Origin of the sequence: Natrialba taiwanensis DSM 12281, from assembly GCF_000337595.1 — an archaeon.
GTDB classification, from domain to species: Archaea; Halobacteriota; Halobacteria; order Halobacteriales; family Natrialbaceae; genus Natrialba; species Natrialba taiwanensis.
This window is the reverse complement of the sequence record NZ_AOIL01000067.1, coordinates 140,596-160,114: the sequence shown is the minus strand read 5'-3', so window position 1 is coordinate 160,114 and position 19,519 is coordinate 140,596. Positions and strand designations below refer to the sequence as shown.

General features: G+C 63.9%; 23 protein-coding genes. 9 read left to right on the top strand and 14 right to left on the bottom strand.

Annotated features, from left to right (window positions below; translation table 11 throughout):
* Positions 1 to 52 precede the first annotated feature (52 nt).
* The 4 genes from C484_RS19165 to C484_RS19150 form a co-directional block, all read right to left on the bottom strand.
* Positions 53 to 529, bottom strand: a complete 477-nt coding sequence (locus tag C484_RS19165; RefSeq protein WP_006827537.1) for a YbaK/EbsC family protein — start codon at positions 527 to 529, stop codon at positions 53 to 55.
* Positions 530 to 608: 79 nt separating this feature from the next.
* On the bottom strand, positions 609 to 1,034 hold the full coding sequence (locus C484_RS19160; protein WP_049915791.1) for a hypothetical protein: 426 nt from the start codon (positions 1,032 to 1,034) through the stop codon (positions 609 to 611).
* Between the two features lie 87 nt (positions 1,035 to 1,121).
* Entirely contained in the window at positions 1,122 to 2,267 is a 1,146-nt protein-coding gene (locus tag C484_RS19155) for a YhjD/YihY/BrkB family envelope integrity protein (protein WP_006827535.1), read from the bottom strand.
* Positions 2,268 to 2,382: 115 nt separating this feature from the next.
* Positions 2,383 to 3,378, bottom strand: coding sequence for a carbohydrate kinase family protein (locus tag C484_RS19150; RefSeq protein ID WP_006827534.1), 996 nt, complete (start codon positions 3,376 to 3,378; stop codon positions 2,383 to 2,385).
* Positions 3,379 to 3,547: 169 nt separating this feature from the next.
* On the opposite strand from C484_RS19150, the gene C484_RS19145 reads away from it, so the two are divergent.
* Positions 3,548 to 3,955 carry a hypothetical protein gene (locus tag C484_RS19145; RefSeq protein ID WP_239641020.1) on the top strand — a complete coding sequence of 136 codons (408 nt, stop codon included), beginning with the start codon at positions 3,548 to 3,550 and terminating at the stop codon, positions 3,953 to 3,955.
* Positions 3,956 to 4,144: 189 nt separating this feature from the next.
* On the opposite strand, the gene C484_RS19140 is transcribed toward C484_RS19145, so the two are convergent.
* Positions 4,145 to 5,614: an aldehyde dehydrogenase family protein gene (locus C484_RS19140; protein WP_006827532.1), complete on the bottom strand. Its 1,470-nt coding sequence runs from the start codon at positions 5,612 to 5,614 to the stop codon at positions 4,145 to 4,147.
* Between the two features lie 203 nt (positions 5,615 to 5,817).
* On the opposite strand from C484_RS19140, the gene dpsA reads away from it, so the two are divergent.
* Positions 5,818 to 6,363 carry a DNA starvation/stationary phase protection protein DpsA gene (gene dpsA / locus C484_RS19135; RefSeq protein ID WP_006827531.1) on the top strand — a complete coding sequence of 182 codons (546 nt, stop codon included), beginning with the start codon at positions 5,818 to 5,820 and terminating at the stop codon, positions 6,361 to 6,363.
* Between the two features lie 220 nt (positions 6,364 to 6,583).
* Here dpsA and C484_RS23780 read toward each other — a convergent pair whose 3' ends face one another.
* Positions 6,584 to 6,751, bottom strand: a complete 168-nt coding sequence (locus C484_RS23780) for a hypothetical protein (protein ID WP_006109216.1) — start codon at positions 6,749 to 6,751, stop codon at positions 6,584 to 6,586.
* Positions 6,752 to 6,842: 91 nt separating this feature from the next.
* Here C484_RS23780 and C484_RS19130 point away from each other — a divergent pair, with 91 nt between their 5' ends.
* A complete protein-coding gene (locus C484_RS19130; RefSeq protein ID WP_049915731.1) occupies positions 6,843 to 7,169 on the top strand; it encodes a hypothetical protein in 327 nt (108 codons plus the stop codon).
* A gap of 87 nt (positions 7,170 to 7,256) precedes the next feature.
* Positions 7,257 to 7,796 carry a macro domain-containing protein gene (locus C484_RS19125; RefSeq protein ID WP_049915790.1) on the top strand — a complete coding sequence of 180 codons (540 nt, stop codon included), beginning with the start codon at positions 7,257 to 7,259 and terminating at the stop codon, positions 7,794 to 7,796.
* Between the two features lie 20 nt (positions 7,797 to 7,816).
* On the opposite strand, the gene purM is transcribed toward C484_RS19125, so the two are convergent.
* The 3 genes from purM to C484_RS19110 all read right to left on the bottom strand — a co-directional run bounded on the left by purM (position 7,817) and on the right by C484_RS19110 (position 11,324).
* A complete protein-coding gene (gene purM / locus C484_RS19120; protein ID WP_006827528.1) occupies positions 7,817 to 8,821 on the bottom strand; it encodes a phosphoribosylformylglycinamidine cyclo-ligase in 1,005 nt (334 codons plus the stop codon).
* Between the two features lie 86 nt (positions 8,822 to 8,907).
* Positions 8,908 to 9,537 carry a peptidase M50 gene (locus C484_RS19115; protein WP_006663794.1) on the bottom strand — a complete coding sequence of 210 codons (630 nt, stop codon included), beginning with the start codon at positions 9,535 to 9,537 and terminating at the stop codon, positions 8,908 to 8,910.
* Positions 9,534 to 11,324: a TraB/GumN family protein gene (locus tag C484_RS19110; protein WP_006827527.1), complete on the bottom strand. Its 1,791-nt coding sequence runs from the start codon at positions 11,322 to 11,324 to the stop codon at positions 9,534 to 9,536. Before C484_RS19110 ends, C484_RS19115 begins: the two co-directional genes overlap by 4 nt.
* A gap of 114 nt (positions 11,325 to 11,438) precedes the next feature.
* On the opposite strand from C484_RS19110, the gene C484_RS19105 reads away from it, so the two are divergent.
* On the top strand, positions 11,439 to 11,897 hold the full coding sequence (locus tag C484_RS19105) for an acyl-CoA thioesterase (RefSeq protein ID WP_006827526.1): 459 nt from the start codon (positions 11,439 to 11,441) through the stop codon (positions 11,895 to 11,897).
* A gap of 186 nt (positions 11,898 to 12,083) precedes the next feature.
* Here the strand turns inward: C484_RS19105 and C484_RS19100 are convergent, their stop codons facing one another.
* The 3 genes from C484_RS19100 to C484_RS19090 form a co-directional block, all read right to left on the bottom strand.
* Positions 12,084 to 13,136: a S66 family peptidase gene (locus C484_RS19100; RefSeq protein ID WP_006827525.1), complete on the bottom strand. Its 1,053-nt coding sequence runs from the start codon at positions 13,134 to 13,136 to the stop codon at positions 12,084 to 12,086.
* A 62-nt stretch (positions 13,137 to 13,198) separates the two neighbouring features.
* A complete protein-coding gene (locus C484_RS19095) occupies positions 13,199 to 13,636 on the bottom strand; it encodes a hypothetical protein (RefSeq protein ID WP_006827524.1) in 438 nt (145 codons plus the stop codon).
* An 84-nt stretch (positions 13,637 to 13,720) separates the two neighbouring features.
* Entirely contained in the window at positions 13,721 to 14,170 is a 450-nt protein-coding gene (locus tag C484_RS19090; protein WP_006827523.1) for an SHOCT domain-containing protein, read from the bottom strand.
* 133 nt (positions 14,171 to 14,303) lie between these two features.
* Between C484_RS19090 and C484_RS19085 the strand changes: the two genes are divergently transcribed.
* Positions 14,304 to 14,771 carry a hypothetical protein gene (locus C484_RS19085; RefSeq protein ID WP_006827522.1) on the top strand — a complete coding sequence of 156 codons (468 nt, stop codon included), beginning with the start codon at positions 14,304 to 14,306 and terminating at the stop codon, positions 14,769 to 14,771.
* Positions 14,772 to 14,805: 34 nt separating this feature from the next.
* On the opposite strand, the gene C484_RS19080 is transcribed toward C484_RS19085, so the two are convergent.
* Positions 14,806 to 14,985 carry a DUF7501 family protein gene (locus C484_RS19080; protein WP_006827521.1) on the bottom strand — a complete coding sequence of 60 codons (180 nt, stop codon included), beginning with the start codon at positions 14,983 to 14,985 and terminating at the stop codon, positions 14,806 to 14,808.
* 199 nt (positions 14,986 to 15,184) lie between these two features.
* On the opposite strand from C484_RS19080, the gene C484_RS19075 reads away from it, so the two are divergent.
* The 3 genes from C484_RS19075 to C484_RS19070 are packed head-to-tail and all read left to right on the top strand — an operon-like array spanning position 15,185 to position 17,031.
* Complete coding sequence (locus C484_RS19075) at positions 15,185 to 16,429, top strand: MFS transporter (protein ID WP_006827520.1); 1,245 nt, start codon at positions 15,185 to 15,187, stop codon at positions 16,427 to 16,429.
* 24 nt (positions 16,430 to 16,453) lie between these two features.
* Entirely contained in the window at positions 16,454 to 16,585 is a 132-nt protein-coding gene (locus C484_RS23270; protein ID WP_006663785.1) for a rubrerythrin-like domain-containing protein, read from the top strand.
* A 56-nt stretch (positions 16,586 to 16,641) separates the two neighbouring features.
* On the top strand, positions 16,642 to 17,031 hold the full coding sequence (locus C484_RS19070) for a cupin domain-containing protein (RefSeq protein ID WP_006827519.1): 390 nt from the start codon (positions 16,642 to 16,644) through the stop codon (positions 17,029 to 17,031).
* 37 nt (positions 17,032 to 17,068) lie between these two features.
* Here C484_RS19070 and C484_RS19065 read toward each other — a convergent pair whose 3' ends face one another.
* Positions 17,069 to 19,489, bottom strand: coding sequence for a hypothetical protein (locus tag C484_RS19065; RefSeq protein WP_006827518.1), 2,421 nt, complete (start codon positions 19,487 to 19,489; stop codon positions 17,069 to 17,071).
* Positions 19,490 to 19,519 lie beyond the last annotated feature (30 nt).

Sequence of the window (19,519 nt, the reverse complement as noted above, 5' to 3'; positions counted from 1 at the left end):
ACGGTAGCACACCAAGGGGCCCATTGGTGAAAACGAGAACCTGAACTCTTGCCTACTCACTAACAGCCACCGGCTCTGCCCCTGCATACTGTTGCAACGCCGTCGGGTCGATCGAAAACACCGCCTCCGGCGTCCCCGCAGCCGCCCAGACCGTCTCGAACGTGAGCAGCGTCTCATCAAGCACGACCGGGACCGTCCGCTCGTGACAGAACGGCGGCACACCGCCGATCGACCAGCCGAGTTCAGTTCGAATCCGCTCGGCATCGGCCATCGACACCGCAGCCGCCGACACGCCGAAGACCTCGCCGAGCGCCGCCTCGCTGACGCGGTTCGCGCCGCTCGTCACCGACACCACCAGCGAGCCGTCCACGTCGAAGACGAGCGAACTCGCGATCTGGGCCTCCCGACAGCCAACTGCCGCCGCCGCGTCTGCCGCCGTCTTCGTCCCCTCCGGGAACTCCTCGACCGTCGGCTCGAAACTGAACTCGGCGCGTGCTCGATCGGCGAACGCCTGTGCGCGTGGGTGCATGTTCGACAGCAGTTTTCGACTGCATCGTAAAAACGCTGACTCGTCTTCGACTCCGACTCGCGGTCCCGCTGTCAACCGCTCAGTTTTCAAGCGAAACGTGCAGTCGGACGCCATCTACGCGGTGGTATTCCGGTTGATGGCCGGCACCGTCAGCGCGGACGATTTCGAAGACGTCGAATCTGATGACGAGTCTTCCGGGATCGATCGTCGCCCGAAGGAGCGGCCCGCGACTCGTTACGACGACGTACGGCGCTGCGGGGACGGGACGTGCCCGCAGGTCCGATGCTGTCGCATCGACGGCCGCCGCCAGGAGCGCTGGAAGTCGATCGAAGATGTCCGCGGCCACGAGTTCGGCGCGCAGAGAGTCGACGAGTGCGTCGCGATTCGTCGTTCGAGCGGTGTCCCAAGAGGTAGTGACGCGATCCGCACAGTCGTCGATCGCTGCGATAGTATCTGCGTGGTCGTCACAGAGCCGTCGCCTGGCGGCCCGTACTGAGTGAGACACGATGTGTGGGGTGTCGGCGTGGAGCGTAATAAGCGCTCTCGAGTGCGACTCCCGTGTCCGGTCGCGCGGTCGCAATCGTGGCCGCCGTCAGTCACGTCGGTCTTCGACGACACCGATACGGATGGTCTCGACGTGCGAGAGAGCCGTGTGGAACGGTTGTTTCCACGGCGGGTCCTCGTGCTGGTCGAGTTCACGGTGGAGGGTCGCGGTCTCGTCTTCGAGATCGCGAGTGAGCGTTTCCAGGTGGGTGACGCGGTCTTCGAGGCGGTATCGCCGTGCGCGCTGGGCGGCGAGGTCGTTTCGAAGTTGGTCGCGTTCGCGTTCGAGGCGGTCGATCCGATCGAGGAGACGGGTCCGGTCGCGCTGTGCGTCGTCGACGAAGGACGGACGATCCGTTGCGGCAATCGACGTCTCCAGGACTGGATCGTCCGCGTCCGACTGGTCGAAGTGACCGCTTCTGACGGCATTGACGACGGCACCAACGAGCAAGATGAGTCCGCCGAAGTAAAGCCAGGTGAGCAAGAGCAAGATCGCACCCACCGGTCCTGCAGAATCCGAACTCCCCGCGAACGAGACGTAGACCTGAAAGAGCGACTGGAGCACCGTCCAGCCGACCGCCGCGACGACGACGCCGGGAAGCACCTGGCGGGGAGAGACGTCGACATCCGGGAAGTAGTAGTACATCGGCAGGAACGCGATCGTGAGCACGATCACGAGAAGGATCGGGTTCACCAACTCGAGGAGGGGAACGTCCGGGAAAACCGCGACGACGAGACTCGCCGCGCCTGCCGCGATCAACGCACCACCGATCGCACCAAGGACGATCACCGCATCGCGAAGTTGCCCGACAAATGAACTCTCCGCGGCCGAATCGTAGATTTCGGAGAACGCCGTATCGAGTCCGCGAAATATTTTGAGTGCCCCCCACACGAGAACGACGACGCCGATGAGCGTCGATCCCGCCGTTGCCGGCGATTCGGAGATGGCGTTCTCGACCATGACCTGACCGCTCTCGGGCAGAAAGCCACTCGTTGCCGTTGTGACCTCGGCCGCGAACTGCTCGTCGCCGACGACGGTGACGACGAAAAAGACGAGGACGAGAAGGGGCAGTAGCGAGATGAACGCCTGATAGGCGATTCCAGCGGCCATGAAGGAAACGTTTTTCTCCTGTATGCCGGCGACTACGGTCTTGCCAAAGGAGGCGACACCGTTGTCTTCACGTTCGGTTGCCATACCGGAGCCACACCGTCAATCCAGATATGTGGTTCGCCTGGATGTGCACAAGACGTCGTCGGTGCTATCGCCATCGCCTCGAACGGCGCAGGCGGTCTGCCTCTCGAAGCGGGGACTACGAGCGCCCTCGGCGGAACGCCCGTACCGTCTCGCGGTCCGGCAACGCGGTCATCGCACCGGTTTCAGTCGTCGTAATCGCGGCGATAGCGCTACTACTAGCGAGCGTTTCGGACACCGATTTGCCGCCCTGAAGCGCCGTGATTATGCCGGCGACGAACGCGTCGCCTGCTCCCGTCGTATCGACCGTCTCGACGGTGTAGCCATCGGTTTCGACGACAGCCAGTGACGATGCTCCCGCGTGTCCGCCACCCCACGGTGCATCCGGCCCGGCGACAGCCACGGCCCCCTCACTGCCCCGCGTGACGAAGGCGGTGTGGGGCCCCGTCGATCCGGCGACCACCGCTTGCCCGAGTTCAGTCGGCGTCGCCCCGGTAAAGCCGAGCGCCTCGAGTTCACCCGCGGTTGCCTTGCAGACATCGACGCCCTCGAGCGCGTCGCGGCAGACGCTTGCAAACGTCTCCTCGGCGTGCCACAGCTCCGGTCTAGCGTTCGGGTCGAACGAAACCGTACAGCCGGCCTCGCCAGCCCGGTCGATGAGGTCTCGCGTCGCAGCCCGGGCGGGGCCGCTGGCGAGCGTGACGCCCCCGACGTGAACCCACTCGAGCGCGGCGAGCGTCTCGTCGTCGACCCGACCCGGTTCGAGTCGCGTGTCCGCCGTCCCGTCGCGATAGAAGGTGAACTCGCGGTCGCCGTCCGAATCGTGGGTGACGAACGCGAGCGTCGTCTTCGCCGCGGGGTCGAACTCGATGTATCGGTCGGAGAGGCCGGCGTCGGTGAGCGTCTCCCGGAGATAGTGGCCGAACGGGTCGTCGCCGACGCGGGTCCAGAACAGCGGTGTGGTTCCGAGTCGAGCGAGGCCGACGGCCACGTTTGCGGGTGCGCCACCGGGGCGACGGTCGAAGCTATCGACCTCGGTGAGCGATCCGGGCCGTTCCGGCAGGAAGTCGATCAGCGTTTCGCCAGCGACGAGGATGGACGGATCAGTACTCATAGAGTAGGACGATCGGATAGGTGCGGCCTCCCGTCCGCTCTCCCGCTCGCGTTCGAGGACCGCGTCTATCCGCAGAGACTGATGGTGAATTATATCCTGTTATAATTATAATTTGTGGAAGCAGAGATGACTGACGAGTACTCGCGTCGCCGATTGTTGGTGACGACCGGTGGGATCGGCAGTATCGGTGCCCTCTCAATCAGTGCAGGCTGTCTCGGCGGTTCCGAGTCGGGGACGCCAAGCAGAGTCCGACTCGAACGGAACGACGGACGACGCGAACGGGACTGGATCCCTCGGGACGGAGATCGGGGCTAGCGTTGACGTCTCCGCGCTGGCACGGTGGGTCCCCAGTTCGCTCACACCGGACGAAACGACCGGCGACGACGAGTTCGTCTCATCGCTCGGGAACACCGACCGAGTCGAGATTATCGACGGGGCGGGAAGAAGCGACGCGATCGCTGCGGTCGGCGAGAGCGTGACGTTTGCGTACGATGAGGGCGACGAAACGACGGTACGGGCGATTGCGGTCGCTGGCGGGACTGAGACGGTCGTTGCCAGCCGATCGGTCGCGTTCTAGCTCGGGTCGCAGTGGACCGTCCGCCTGAGAGGTGAGTGTGGTCCGAGAAGTGATCCGCCTGAGCCGCGATTTGTGGGGGCGGTCCGTAAGCCGCGATCTATGAGCTGTAGCTGTGTCCCGTTGAACGGCTGGTAGAGCGTTCAACAGGCGAAAGTGACGCGGACCAATATCGTCGCGAGGCTACACAGACTACAGGATGATGCTCTTCTTGCGCATCATCTCGTGGATCGAGGCGTCGAGGCCCTCGCGGCCGATACCCGAGTCCTTGTTGCCGCCGAAGGGAACGTCGCCGAGGCCGTGGGAGGGGGCGCCGTTGATGCGGACGGCACCGGCGTCGATCAGATCGGCCAGTCGCATCGCGCGATCGTAGTCGGAGGTGAAGACCGCGGCGTCGAGGGCGAGATCCGAACCGTTGGCGAGTTCGATCGCTTCGTCCTCGTCTTCGAACGTCGTGATCGCGGCAACGGGACCGAACTGCTCCTCGTCGACGATACGGGCGTCGTGCGGAACGTTGGCGAGCAGCGTCGGTTCGAAGAACTGATCGGCGAGTTCGTCCGGTACGCCCTCGGGGGCCCGTCGCTCGCCGCCGCGGACGAGGTCTGCACCCTTCTCGACGGCGTCGTCGACGAGTTCCTGGACCCACTCGGCCTGGTCTTCGCTGATGAGCGGGCCGAAGGCGGTGGTTTCGTCGAAGAGATCGCCGGCTTCCCAGGCGTCCATCGTGCGGTCGATCTGCGAGACGAGATCGTCGTGGATCGATTCGTGAGCGAGGACGCGGGAGACGGCCGAGCAACGCTGGCCGGCGTATTTCAGCGAGCCCTTGACACAGTTGCCGGCAACGTCCGTGAGGTCGGCGTCGTCGAAGACGACAGCGGGTGCGTTGCCGCCAAGTTCCATGTGAAGATTGACCATGCCGCTCTCGCCGGCGACATGTTTCCCCGCGCCCGAGGAGCCGGTCATCGCGATCGCGTTGATGCGGTCGTCGCCGGATAGGACGTCGCCGATCTCGCTCGCGTCACCGGGAACGAAGTTGAACGCACCGTCCGGGATGCCGTCGACGTCGGCGATGACATCGGCGAGGATCGCAGCCGAGACGGGCGTCTTACTCGCGGGCTTGAGCAGAACGCTGTTACCCGCGGCGAGTGCAGGGGCAACCTGTAATGCCGTCGTCGCAAGTGGATAGTTGTACGGCGTGATACAGAGCACCGCACCGATCGGCTCGTGTTTGACGATCGCGTTCCAGCCCTCGTGGCCCGCGGTCGATCCCTCGCGGAACTCGCCCTTGCTGACGATGTTTCGGGCCTCCTCGGCGGCGCGATCGAAGCGCTCCGCCGCTTGGCCGACCTCGCCGCGAGCCGAGGAGATCGGCTTGCCCGCCTCGCGGACGATAACCTCGGCGAGTTCTTCCTCGCGCTCGCGAAGGCCCTCGGCGATCGCTTCGCACCACCCGGCGCGCTCGACGACGGTCGTCTGGCGCAGTTCGGGTTTGATCTCGTGGGCTGCTTCGAGTGCCGTCCGTGCTGCGGCCGGCCCGGTCGCGCCGACCTGAGCGAAGGTCCCGCCGTCGGCGAGGTCCGAGACTGCGATGGTCTCGTCGGTTTCGAGCCAGTCCCCATCGACGAAGATCCGCTCTCGCCGCTGTGCCGCTCTTGTTGCCATACGTTCCCTTTCAACCCCCACACTGAAAATGTTTACTCAGCCCCGAAAAAACAGCACAATTTTTGACCGTAGTGGCGACCGATACGTCGATCCCACTATAGAAAATAATAACACCACTACGAGAAGTCTGTTTTCGGATAGCCAAAAAAATGTTCTGTGTTGGGGAAACCTTTAAGTGCAAAGCGCGTGTATCACTAAATGAGATGAGCACTCAGAAGACTGTCCGTCAATCGGCCGATGCCGTCGAGGAGAACGAGCTCCGCCTCGAACAGGACAAAGCCGAGCAGATCGTCGACGCGTTGAACACCGAACTGGCGAACTCGTACGTCCTCTACCACCAGCTCAAGAAGCACCACTGGGTCGTCGAGGGTGCCGAGTTCCTGCCGCTCCACGAGTTCTTGGAGGAATCCTACGAGCACGTCGAAGAGGGTGCAGACGAAATCGCAGAGCGCGCGCAGGCGCTCGGCGGTGTCCCGGTCTCCGGACCATCGAACCAGGAAGAGCGTGCAACCGTCGAGTTCGAGGGCGAAGACGTTCTCGACATCCGGTCCGCGTTCGAGAACGACCTCGAGATGTACGGCGATATCATCGAGTCGATGCGTGACAGCATTGAACTCGCCGAGAACCTCGGCGATTACGCGACTGCGGAAATCCTCCGCGACATCCTCGTGACGCTCGAGGACGACGGTCACCACTTCGAGCACTACCTCGAGGACGACTCGCTGGTGCTCGAAGAGGCGACGCACTAAGGAATCGGGAGCCGACCGCGTCGATGGTGGATTATTTTTGTCCGTTTATGTGCCTGCAATAGACGGCAGACCGTCGACACGGCGACATCCAGTATCTACTGAAGGAGAAATCTTGTCGCGGTGTCTGTGGCCACCCGGTAGAGAACGTTGCAGAAACGAAGGCGATAACTGGGTCCAACCAGCGGTACCAGATTGTCGAGCGTGTCTGACTGGGACGGACTTACGGCTCGAGGTCGACGGTTAGGTCCGTCGCGATCCACCCGTCGTTGTTGTCTTGCTCAGTGAAGACGATCTTGCCGGGCCGGGTTTCGTGGCAGGAGACGGCCACAGCGGGGAGATCGAGTTCATCGTCGGTCGTCGGGTCCACGTTACGGGCAGGCACGTCCATTACGAGAGATTAGGTGGGCCTAAATCTAAAAGGGTTTTGGTCGCCTTTCGAAATGGGATCTTTTTTCATGGTTGGTTTCGTTTGTTTGGCTATGAGTTCCCATGATGGCTGCTCACAGGGGTCGGGCAGTCGACACCGCGGACGGGCAGCGATCGCCCAGGTGTTCGGAATCGATCCCGGAAACATCGAATCGCTGAGTTGGTCCCTCGGCAATCGTGTGACCACTGACAACGACGCCTCCCGCGAGTTCACACTCGAGTATCGCGGATCGAATCGGGAGATTACCGCGTTTGCCGTCACCGAGTACACCATGGTACTGCGACTCCGGACGCCGGTCGGGCGCGAGAAGTTTTACGGGGTCGCCAACGACGACGTCGACGACCGGCCGGCGACCGGGAACTGGATTCACACGGCGTAAGCGGACCGGCTATTCGCCAGCGACAATGCTGTTCTCGGGGTGGAAGCGACACCCGGATTCATTGGCCTCGGTCCGGATACGTACGGTATGGAGTTCGACGTGATCCAGGGCGACATCGCCGCACAGTCCGCAGACGCACTGGTTAACGCGGCCGGTACCAGCCTTCGAATGGGCTCCGGCGTCGCCGGAGCGCTCCGCCGGCGCGCGGGCGAGGAAATCAACGACGAGGCGATGGAGCGTGGACCGGTCGAACTCGGCGCGGTCGTGGTCACGGACGCCTACGATTTAGACGCCGAGTACGTCATCCACGCCGCCGCGATGCCTCACTACGGCACTGGGGAGGCGACCGCCGAGAGCATTCGCGATGCGACCCGAAACGCGCTCGAGCGAGCGGACGAACTCGGCTGCGAGTCGCTCGTGATCCCGGCGCTCGGCTGCGGCGTCGCCGGGTTCGATCTCGCCGACGGCGCAGCGATCATCGGCGACGAAATTGCCGCCTCCGACCCGAACTCGCTGACCGACGTTCGATTCGTCGCGTACAGCGACGAGGAGTACGAGACGATTCGCGCTACGACCGGCGCGGCAGCACAGTCCGAAATGAACAATAACGAGGCTGCCGATCGATAGCGAGTACCCTCCTAGACCGCTCAGGACAACGATAGCCCGCGGATCTCGACCGTCTTTCCTTCCGCAACGCGACCGATAACCCGACCGTCCGTCTCGGCCGCGAGTTCACTCGCCGCATCCTCGGGAAGTGCGACGACGAACCCGGTGCCCATGTTGAAGGTGCGGTGCATCTCCGCGTCGGTCACCGCGCCTTCCTGCTGGATGAACTCGAAGATGGGCTGGGCCGGCAGCGGGTCGTCGATCACGTATCGTCGTCCGCCCATACGCAGCAGGTTCGTCCAGCCGCCGCCGGTGACGTGGGCGGCCGCGTGGACGCCGTGGTCGCACATTGGTTCGAGGAGGTCCGTGTAGATTCGGGTCGGTCGCAGGAGTTCCTCGCCGATGGTTCGCTCGGGAGCGAGCGGGAACTCGTCGTCGTAGTCGTGCTCGCGCGTGACGGCTTCGCGGGCGAGCGTGAGGCCGTTCGAGTGGATACCGTTCGAGGGGAAGCCGACGAGCGCGTCCCCGACCTGTGCCTCGCCGTCGAAGACGGCGTCCTTGTCGGCGAGTCCGACGCAGGTTCCGGCGAGGTCGAAGCCCTCGACGACATCGGGCATGACAGCGGTTTCGCCGCCGAGCATGGTAAGGTCGGCCCGTTCGAGGCCGACGGCCAAGCCCTCGCCGATCTCGTTGGTCAGCGTTTCGTCGGGGTCGTCGATCGCGAGGTAGTCGACGAAGCCGACGGGGTCGACACCTGCAGCGACGAGGTCGTTTACGTTCATCGCGATGCAGTCGATGCCGATGGTCGAGGCGTCGCCGACGGCTTCGGCGACGAGGAGTTTCGTGCCGACGCCGTCGGTGGCGAGGGCAAGGTATCGGTCGCCGATGTCGAGCAAGCCGGCGTACTCGGTCGTGAGGTCGCTGCCGAAGGCCTCGAGCAGGGCCGCGGTCGCGTCCTCGCTGGCCTCGATGTCGACGCCGGTATCAGCGTAGGTGAGCCGTTCTTCGTCGTCGTGCTGGTTCCCGTCGTCCGCGGACTCCGTCATGTGGGAACGACCGCGCGGGGCGAGCAAAAGATCACCGGTCCGTCGAAGCCACAGCAGGAAAGTGGAAGAATCAAGGCCGGCGCAGATCAGAACAGCCCGACGAACAACACGACGTACCCCGCGAGCAGAATGCTCGGGATGAAGACGAGTGCGAAGACGCCCTTGTTCCAGTTGTAAATTGACTTGCCGTCGAGCGGGCCGAACGGAATCATGTTGAACGCGGCCAGGAAGAGGTTGATCCAGACGCCCATCTGGCCGATCGTCCCGAGAAGATTGGGGAAGATCATCAGCGGTAGGAACAACAATGCGAGCAGGAGGTTCGTGACCGGGCCCGCGAGCGAGATCATCGCGTTCTCGCGCTTCGTGATCCGGCCGCGATGGTAGACGGCCCCGGGTGCAGCGAAGAGAAAGCCGATCAGGGCGCTCATGATCGCCATGAAAAGCATCTGGTAGTCGGCGCGAAACTCCGCAATCTGGCCGTGTTCGATGGCGACGACCTTGTGTGCGAGTTCGTGAAGCAGGAAGGCGACGCCAACGGTGACGAAGCTCAGTCCGACCATTAGGATGAAACTTCCCATGGTGGCCCCGCGGTGGATCGGGGCGAGCATGAGCGCGAACGCGACGCTGAGCGTGATCCAGGAAAGCGCCAGGTCGAGCAGTTCCTTGTCGCTAAAGGAGAGTTCGGGTTCGGACCGACGACCGGTTTGAACGCTCATGGGAGCAACCCTCGAAGGAGTTCGAGGCTGTTTTCGGCTCCGTGAAGCAGTTCGGCGAGGAGGGCGTCGACGCCGCCGATACCCGGGGCCAGCCATTCGAGGACGACGAACGGGAACAGGATGGTCGCGATCAGACTGCCGATGTTCGTCAGCGCGACGATCATGATCAGTCGGAACAGCGGCACGTTGAACATGTCGTCGATCGCCTCGGAGATAGGGCGGTCGGCGTCGCCGACGATTTCGTTCAGCGTCTGGATGTCGCGAACGTTGACCGGGCGGTGTTTGAGTTCGACGTAGCCGGCGAACCAGCCCGGCGCGAGCAGCGGATTGATGCTGGTCAGCCAGGCGACACAGCCGCCGACGCCGGCGCTGGTCCAGCGTGCGCCGGCGAGTCGGGCGAGCGTGAACGCGAAGATGCCGTTGAACAGGAACCACGCCGCAAACAGCTGGAGCAAGAACGTGTCTTGCACGCCGGCCATCATCAGCAGGAAGAAAAAGCCGATGAAGCCGACCATAGCCAGGTAGCCGAGTATCTTCAACGGCGAGAAGCGTCGACTTGAGGCAGTCCCGGTTATCGACTCCATGGGCGGGAGTTCGTCCGGATGCTCGAGGTATCGCTCGATACCGGCTCTGTGGCCGGCACCGACAACCGCCAGCACGTCGTACCCGTGTTCGCGCAGCGTCTGCAGGTTGTGTGCGATGTAGGCGTCTCGTTCGTCGATCAGTGCGTTCGCCCCGCGCGGGCTGAACTGGCGGAACTCCTCCATCATCGCGGAGACGACGTCGCCGTCGGTCATCTCCTCGATATCGATTTCCTCTACCTCCTCGACATCGCCGCTAAGCAGGCCAAAGAGTATCCCGAGGAGAGCCCCGGCGGAGACACCGACACCGAGCCCGGTGAGCGCGCCGACCACGCTACGGAGCGAGTAGCTGCCGGCGTTCTCGAACAGCGTCGCCGAGATCGGGCCGACGAACGTCCCCGTCTCGACAAGCGCCAGCGACCCGCCGACCCCGATCACGATGCCGACGAGCGTGCGAGCCGAAACGCCGTTTATGAACTCGCCGCCGTAGCGGTCGGCCGCCCTGATCGAGGGGAAAAAGAGGAGCCCGACGAACGCACCGGCGATCGTTCCAAGACCGAGCGCACCGACGGTCTGAAGCGCCGCCGAGTCGGTGAGCCCGAGCAAGAAGAAATCACCGAGGCCGACCATCGGCGCGATAAAAATGGCAAAGAGGAGGCCAGTGAGGAGGCCGATGACGGCCCCGAAGGTAAGCCCGATCGTTCGGGGATCGGTGATGCCGAGGGCGAGACCGCCGACCATTTTCAGTTTTTCCGTAAATGAGAGGCCGTTCCAGAATCGCTGGATCGTTACCTGAATGTCTCGGTCGACGAGCGAGACACCGCTACCGTTGCGTTCGGCCGCATCGATCGCGGCGCGCATGTCGGCACCGGGTTCGATGTCGAACTGATCGCCGAGCCGTGACTGGACGTACGAGAGCATCCAGTAGGCCAGGAACTGAAAGACCGTGTTTCCCGAGAGGAGGTCCTGGGATTCGATGTCGTCGGGAGTGCCGCCTTGCATCTGATTGTATCGGCCTTCGTCGAGTTCGACGGCGACCACGTCGGGTTGCTCTTCTGCGACGGCGTCGCGAACTTCGTCGACGCTCGCCTGCGAGACGTGGGCAGTTCCGAGAACGGTGACGGAACCGTCCTGCGACGTATCCGTCTCGCCGGCCGCGACGGGATCGGGGGGGTCCGGCGCGTCGGCGTCGCCTGCATTACTCATTACCGGATCAACTCGGCCACGACTTTTACCAGTATCGAACTGCGCGATGGTAGCGCGTCCCAGCCGTGTACGGCGACGGCAAGACTGATTGTCGTCGTGGGGAAACTGCGGGCAATGACCGATCTGATGGAGACGCTCGTCGAGAATCGAGAGATGGTACAGCCGAACCACGCCAACATGCTCGACTCGGCCCACGGCGGGAACGTCATGAAGTGGATGGACGAGGTCGGCGCGATGTCGGCCATGCGATTCTCGGGCGAAACCTGCGTCACCGCCCGCGTCAACCAGATGCACTTCGAACGTCCGATTGCCGTCGGCGACACGGCACACATCACGGCCTACGTCTACGATGCGGGCGAATCAAGCGTCCGCGTTCGCCTGATTACCGAGCGCGAGGACCCTCGAACCGGCGAACGCGAGAAGACGACCGAGTCGTACTTCGTCTACGTCGCAATCGACGAGGACAACGAGCCGACAACGGTTCCCGAACTCACGGTCAGTACTGACGAGGGAGCGCGGCGACGCGAACGGGCGCTTGCGAACGAACAGCGCGAGTATCGGAACCGGGACTGACGGCACCGAATCCAACCAAAACCGGAGTCGAAACCGGAGCCAGAGCCGGAATCGGAACCGGAACCGGATCTCTTTCGAACTGAGCTCGGTTGCAGTTCTGCAGTCACCGGAACTCGAAGTCCCAGTAGTGCTTGAGAAGCCCTTGGAAACTCACCAGGGAGAGTGCAACCCCATCCGAACGTGTCCTCACGAGAACCGAACCGTCTCGGTCCCCGGATCGAGTTCAACGCGCGTACCGATCGGCATCGGCGTCGTCGGCCAGGTGTGCCCGAAGTCGACGTTGAAGACGATCGGTGCGGTGGGATTGTACCGATCGAAGGCCTCCGTGATCACCGTCCGCTGCTGGGTGCGGTACTGCGTGCGGCGCTCGGCCGGCCGATCATCGAGATGCGACCGCGCCGGCGGTCGCCCGACGAGAACGCCGTCGAACCGCTCGAGCAGTCCGCGCTCGCCTAGCGCCCGAAGGACGCCCGCGACCCAGGATGATTCGGGCAACTCCTCGGAGGTTTCGAGCGCGAGGATCGTTCCGTCGAGTTCGGTCTCGTCCGGCAGGTATCGTCCCGCGAGAAACTGCTGATCGAGGATTTCGAGACAGCCGCCCCAGAGCCGCCCCGCGGCGCGCTCGTCGCCGCCGGCCCACCGCCAGCCGGGATTCGGCTCGGTCTCGCGGGGCTCGTCGAGCAGTTCGGGCGTCGCCCAGTCGCCGGGTTCGTCCGTGAACGCCCCGGCGGGGCGGATCTCGCCGACCGACTCCTCGAACAACGCGCGCTCGGTGAACTCGACGGTGTGCTCGAACATGTGCCCGTCCATCGCGAGTTCAGCCATCACGGTCGGGCCGTAGTAGGAGACGATGCCGAGGTTCCAGAGGTAGAGCGCGAGGTTCGTGTTATCGCTGTAGCCGTAGAACCGCGTCGGATTCTCCCGAAGGATGTCGGGATCGAGGTGTTCGAGCACTCGAATCTGGTCGTTCCCACCGATCACAGCGATAACGCCGCTGATATCCGGGTCTTCGAACGCGTCCATGATGTCCCGTGCACGGGCTTCCGGGTGCTCCAGCAGGAACTCGTCGTCGTGCGATACCGTCGGGAACTCGACCGGCTCGAGGTCGAACACCTCGCGGAGGCGTTCGAGTCCCAGTTCGTAGACGTCGCTGAACTCGGTCGTCGGGTTCGACGACGGGGCAATCACCGCAATCTTGTCACCGCGTTCGAGCGGCGGTGGGGTTACAAACGACGGCATGGCGACTACTGCTCAGTAGAATTGTATAATGCTACCGCACCATTGTTCCGTGTTCACACTGTTTATCCGGAGCGCTGCACCGACGCGCGAGGGTCCGCTAGCCGCCACTCGATGACGGCGTCGGCGAGCACGATGAGGGCGAGGAAGACGCCCGCGCCGAACGAGAGTACCCCGCTGATGCCGACGATTCCGGACGCAGCGACACTACTGTAGCCAGCCCACAGCGAGACGCAAAGACACGGCACCGAAAGCGCCGCAAACACCTTCTCGACGGCGCTCCCACCGACCGCCGCCCGGGCGACCAACGACAGCGGAAGCAACGCTGGCACCACGACAAACACGATGGGCGTCACCGTCTCGCCATCGATCGGGAGGCCAGCGAGCGACCAACCGAAGAACCCCACTATCGAGCCGAGGACGATACCCCCTGGAATCACACCCATCAGGAAGAGTGCAAGCGCGTACGAACTCGTTCGGATCGTGCGGGCGAGCCGTTCCATACTTGCGATTCGTGTTACCCAATCATAAATATTAGCAAGAGTCTACATGTCGCCGTTCGAAACGGATGCCCCGTCGTACCCCTGTTACGACGACCGTTCGAGTTCAAGATCGGCAGTATCGACGTCCGCGTCGGCCGCGCGCTCGTTCGCGTCGAGAACGCGATCGAGTCGGCGCTCGAACTCGGCTTCCGTCAGTTCGCCCTCGGCGTACCGGCGCTGGAGCGTCGTCACCGGATCGGTTCCGGCTGGTGAGTCGGCGTCCTCGCTCGTCTCGCGGTCGGCGGACCGACCGATCTCGGCCTCGCGGTCCTGTTTGGACGCCTGTCGCGCGAGAAACCAGACGAGGAACGCACTGGCGACGAGCAACACCGTGAGAACGACCGCATACAGGGGACCGGCAAACAGCGCCACCGCGATGACGATTACGTCCGCAAGGACGAACGTAATTGCAAAGATTTCCGGGAGGCTGTAACCGTAGCCTCGGCTCCCGGTTTCGGGGGCCCGCTCAGCGCCGCGCCCGCTACGATTGCCCATACGAGAGTGTCACGGGCGAGCCGAATAACTGTGGGGGAAACCGTCGAACGGTCTTCCGACCGACTCGCCGAACGAACGTCGAACTCGGCGAACGACCGATGGTATTTACCCCTCGGCAGTCCGAGCGTGACGTATGACACTCGAGGTCGACATCCCAGAACCGCCGACGCTCGATTTCGTCGATCCCAACGAGTACGAGGACGCGACGATCAGCGGCGGCTCCGAGGAAATCGACTACCGCCGCGAAGAACTCCAGGAGTTCCTCGAGAACGGTGCCTGGGAGGAAGCCTTCGAGGAGTGGCGAGCCGACACCAACCTCGATCAACGCGAGTTCGGCATCGCTCGCGACCTCGATCTCTTCGCGGAATTTGACTTCTTCTGGGACGACTTCGCCGACCGAGTCGGCTACCACGCGCCCGGCATTCCGGAGGACTGGCAGGCCAGAGAGTACCATCCCGAACTCGATACCTGGGGCACCGTCTCGGCGATCAACGCCGCGCTGACCGAGTTCGGACAGGTCGTCTCGGTGATCTTAAAAGAGGAGTATATCGACTGGGAGGCGGCGTACGAACCGCCGGAGGACCTGCCGGATTTCGACTGACGGCTCGGTGGTTTGTCGTCGGTCCAGTCTCGGCTTAGCCCGACCACTCTCCCGCTAGGTCCCCGCTTACGTTCTCGCGCCAGAACGTGAACTCGTCCTCGCAGGCTTCGTTCTCGTGAATGTGGTCGACGAAGCCAGCGCCCGGCGAGGCGAGCTCGTCGCCGCAGAACGGACACGAAACGGGATCGGACCAGTCGGTTGTAGTTACTGCCATGCGTAGAGCGGAGTACGACGAACCCGTATATAAATACTGCCTGCTAGGGAAGAATACAATAATATGTGATTTAATCACACCACCATTTCAGATCGAGCGCCCATCGCGATGCGTCACTGTCCCCGTGGCGGTAGCCAAGAGATCTGCCGGGACCGGAGGCTTCTCGTCCGGCGGGCGTCCTACGGGAAACGAGAACCGAATGTCGGTTAGGACGGCGGTACGACGAGTCGGCCACTTCGATGCGCTGTTGTTGACGGCCGGAATCTGGTTTCTGGCAAAGTTTCTGCGATACGTTTTCCCGCCGCTTTTCGGTTCGTTTCAGGAGACGTATCACGTCTCGAACACCGCTTTAGGGACGGCGTTTTCCGGATTCATGCTGGTGTACGCGGCGATGCAGTTTCCCTCCGGCGTGCTTGCCGACCGCCTCGGCTCGGTGACGGTCATCACGACCGGGGTGCTCGTCGCCGCGGTTTCCTCGCTCGCCCTCGTCGTCGACTCGTCGTTTCTCGTCCTCGTCGGCGTGATGCTCGTTATGGGCGCGGGAACTGGCGCGCACAAAACCGTCGCCGTCCGGCTGCTCTCGCGAGCGTATCCGGCGCGAACCGGCCGCGCGCTCGGGGTTTTGGATACGTTCGGTGCGTTCGCCGGTGTCGTCGCGCCCTGGGCCGTCGTGCTCGTTGCAGGCGTGCCGTTCGTACTCGGGGCAAGCTGGCGACTAGTCTTCCTGAGTGCCGGGCTCTGTGGACTCGTCCTGACCGTGCTCTTCTGGATCCGCGTGCCACAGCGCATCCCGGACGAAACGACGGATGGCGGCACGACCAGCGGCGTCAGTCTCGACGAGTTCAGGCAGTACGCGTCGCTCTTTCGCGATCCGCGGTTTGCGGCCTTCGCACTGGTGACCGTGCTGTTTTCGTTCACGTACAACGGCCTGGTCTCGTTCGCGCCGCAGTATCTGACGACGGAAGCCGGGTTGACCGACGGGACGGCGAACGTCCTCTTCAGCGGGCTCTTTCTGGCGAGTCTGGTGCAGTTGGTGACCGGCGATCTGAGCGATCGGGTCGGCCGACTGCCGCTTATTACCGCAACCCTTGGTCTCGCGTCGCTTGCGCTGATCGCGTTCGTCTCGCTGACGAACACCGCCGGTCCGATCGTGCTTGGCGGCGCGCTCATCGCTGCAGGCATCGGCTCACACGGGTTTCGGCCCGTCAGGGGTGCGTATCTGATGTCGGCGATTCCGGACGACGTGGCCGGCGGGGGACTCGGCGTCGTCCGAACGCTGCTCATGGCGGCCGGTGCGATCTCGCCGGCGATCGTCGGCGTGATTTCGGACGCCGCCGGCTTCCAGCCGGCGTTCTGGCTGCTGACCGCCTCCATTATCGTCGCGACGGGTCTCGCCATCGTTCTCTGGCATACCGACCGACCCGCACATCACGAAAAGAGTTAACACACCTCAATCCCTACAAGTGGTATGACACTCGTCGAACCGGTCGAGTTCGAGTGCGTCCAGTGCGGCCGCCGGGAAGCGGTCGCCGACGCACTCGTCAGTACCTGTCGACAGTGCGGGGGCGAGATGCGAAACGTCGAACCGATCCACGACTGAGTGGACCGTCTCGTCCCTGCCGCGGTTTTTTGCACCCGGTCGTCGAACCATCGCCCATGTCGCTATACTCGGTTGTGTCCCTCGATACCGTCGAGTCGCGCGAGCTGGACGAACTCGAACCGACGCTGCTTCCCGTCGGACTCGAATTGCAACCCGAGCAGATGCGTCCGAGCGTCTGGCACTACGAACGCGGCGAGGAAAGCACCTACCACCGGCAAGACGAGCAGGAGGAACTGTACGTCGTTCTCGAGGGAACCGTCGATGTGACGGTCGAACGGGAGACCGAACGCGATGTCGTCACGCTCACGGAACACGAGTTCATGGTCGTCCCGCCCGAGTCCTGGCGGCAACTCGAGGCCGTCGAGGAGAGTCGCGTGCTTGCGATCGGCGCGCCGAACGTCGCGGACGATTCGATCGTCGAGGATGAAACGACGGCTCGAAGCTGAGAGGAAGCGACCACCCGCAACCGGAACGGGAGTCGACCTACCGAGTCACCGCGACGGCAGCCGCGAGCAACGCGGCACCGACCGCGGCTGCGGCGACACCGACCCCGCCTGTTCCGGGTACTGCGAGTGCGATGAGCGCGCCAGCGACGACACCAGCGCCACCGCCACCGGCGAGCAGCGGGCCGCCGAGTGAACTCGGCGACGACGCCTGTTCCTCGCGGTCTTCGAGTTCCGAACGAAGCGCGGCGAACTCGTCTTGGCTCACGGTATCCGCGAGGGTCTCGTCCAGGTCGTCGAGTCGCTCCTCGACTGCGGTCTGCTCGGAGTCGACGGCCGAGACAGTTTCGCGGACCGAGTCGATATCGGCGGCTACCCGGTCCGTCTCAGCAGCGAGGTCGTCGACCGTTGCGGCGTCGGGGGTGGACTCGACGGCAGCCGAGAGCGTCTCGAGTTCACGATTGAACTCGTCGAGTGCGGTTTCGGAGTCGTCAAGCGCCGTTTCGGAGTCCTCGAGAGCGGTTATCCGCTCGTCGAGCGTCGTTACGTCATCATCGAGAGAGGCAACGTCGGCCACAACGGTGGCGAGTTCACTCTCAATGTCGTCTACGTCATCGGCAACGCCCGTCACGGCCGCTTCGACGGAATCCGCGTCAGCGGCGACGGATTCGAGGCGGTCACTGGAGTCGATCACTCGCTCGTCGATCGCGTCGAGTCGATCGGTCAGGGCCGCGAATCGGTCCTCGAATGCCGCGTCCGCGGTTTCGCTGTCCGCTTCGGCCGTGTCGACGCGATCCTCGAGTTCCTCGAGTTCTTCGAGGGTCGTCCGAACGGATTCGAGTTCGTCTTCGAGCGCCGTAACCGCGCTTCGGGTTGCGAGGTCACCCTCCGGACAGCGATCGGCAAGTGCGGTGAACTCGTCGGCGAGGCGGTCGGTATCGGCCGCGATGTCATCGGTCCTGGTCTCGACTGCGTCGAGGGTCGTCGTTGTTTCGAGAGTCTCCTCCAGGTCGTCGGCTCGCTCCCGATTGTCGTCGAGGTCGGTTCTGCACTCGTCGACGCGGGCTTCGAGGTCGTCGATGCGCTCCCGGACGCGCTCAAGTTCGGTTTCGACGGCATCGAGGTCGGTAGCGTCGGCCGTTCGATCGCCGACGGTTTCGACGGTGGCTTCGAGCCGATCGAGGTCGGCCGTGAGGCCCTGAATCTCGTCGTCCCGGTTCGCGAGTCGGTCGAACAGGGTGTCGATAGCGTCATCCGCGGCATCTCCGACGGCGTCGCTATCGGGAGCCGTGTCGTCGAACGACAGCGTCGCGTCATCGGCCTGTGCCGTCGGCGCTGCGTGCTCGCTTTCCGACGTCTCGCCCGATGGTCCGTCCTTCGGCGCATCGCCCCACGTCACGTCCTCGTAGGGCTCGACCTCGTCCGCAGCGGCTGCGAGTGCGCCTCGCGCCGGACTCGCCTTGGGATCGTCGGCGAGTCGCACGCCGCGGATCGAGAGCGACAGCCCTGCCGCATCGAATCGACCGCCTAGCAGGAACTCGAGTCCCTCGACGGCACCCGAGCCTGCGACTGCGATCGGCACAGCGACGCCCCGCTGAAGGTCGGCCTCGGTCGCCTGCACACCGAGCGCGTCGCCGAGTTCACCGACGAGGTCGTCGAACGCCGTGGCGAGTGCGCGCTCGACCGGGCCGGGGTCCGCGTCGGGGTCGAGTTCGAACGTTTCGAGCACGCTGCGGACCCGTTCGGGTGCGTGACCGGTTTCATCGGTCGCCCGGTCGACGATCCAGTCGGTGCCCCGCGGAACGGCGAACGCGAGGACCGGGACGCCGTAGTACGCCAGCGCGACGCTCGTCGTCTGCGGTCCCAAACAGATTCCAAGTCCGGTGTAGTTGTCCGCAGCGAACTGGTCGTAGATGACCGCAAAGCCCCGGCTGATCGGCGTCACACTGACACTGAACTCGTTCCCGTCTCCGTCCCCGTTCTCGTTTCCGTTTCCGTTCCCGTGACGATTCACGGCAGTTTCGAGCGTCGAGGCGACGGTCTCTCGGTGGGCGTCGGTCGGTGCGTCGGCGTCGACGAGCGTGCCCGGCGTCGTGTAACAGAGCCGACCGCCGGTTTCGGCCGACTGTGCCTGTGCCTGCCCCTGGGTCTCCTGCTCGGCGAAGACGCTCTCAACGAGTGCGGCAAACGCCGCGTCGCCGTGAGGGTCGGGCGGGAGCACGCCGTTCCGGAACAGCGACCCGGGTTCGTCGTCTTCCGTCTCCGCCGCTGCGAGGGCGTCCGAACCGACGTGATACGCCGCGTCAGCGGTTTCGACGAGTTCAGCATTGCTCGCTGGCGGCGTCGCTTCGAGCGTCGAGGTCGCGAGCACGAGCGCGGGTGTCGACGCGACGGACGGTGAGGCAGGCTGGCCGCTCGCCAGCCGGATCGCGTCCGCACCGATATCGAGACCGTAGTCCATGCGACGACAACCCAGGGGTTACTCTTGGTA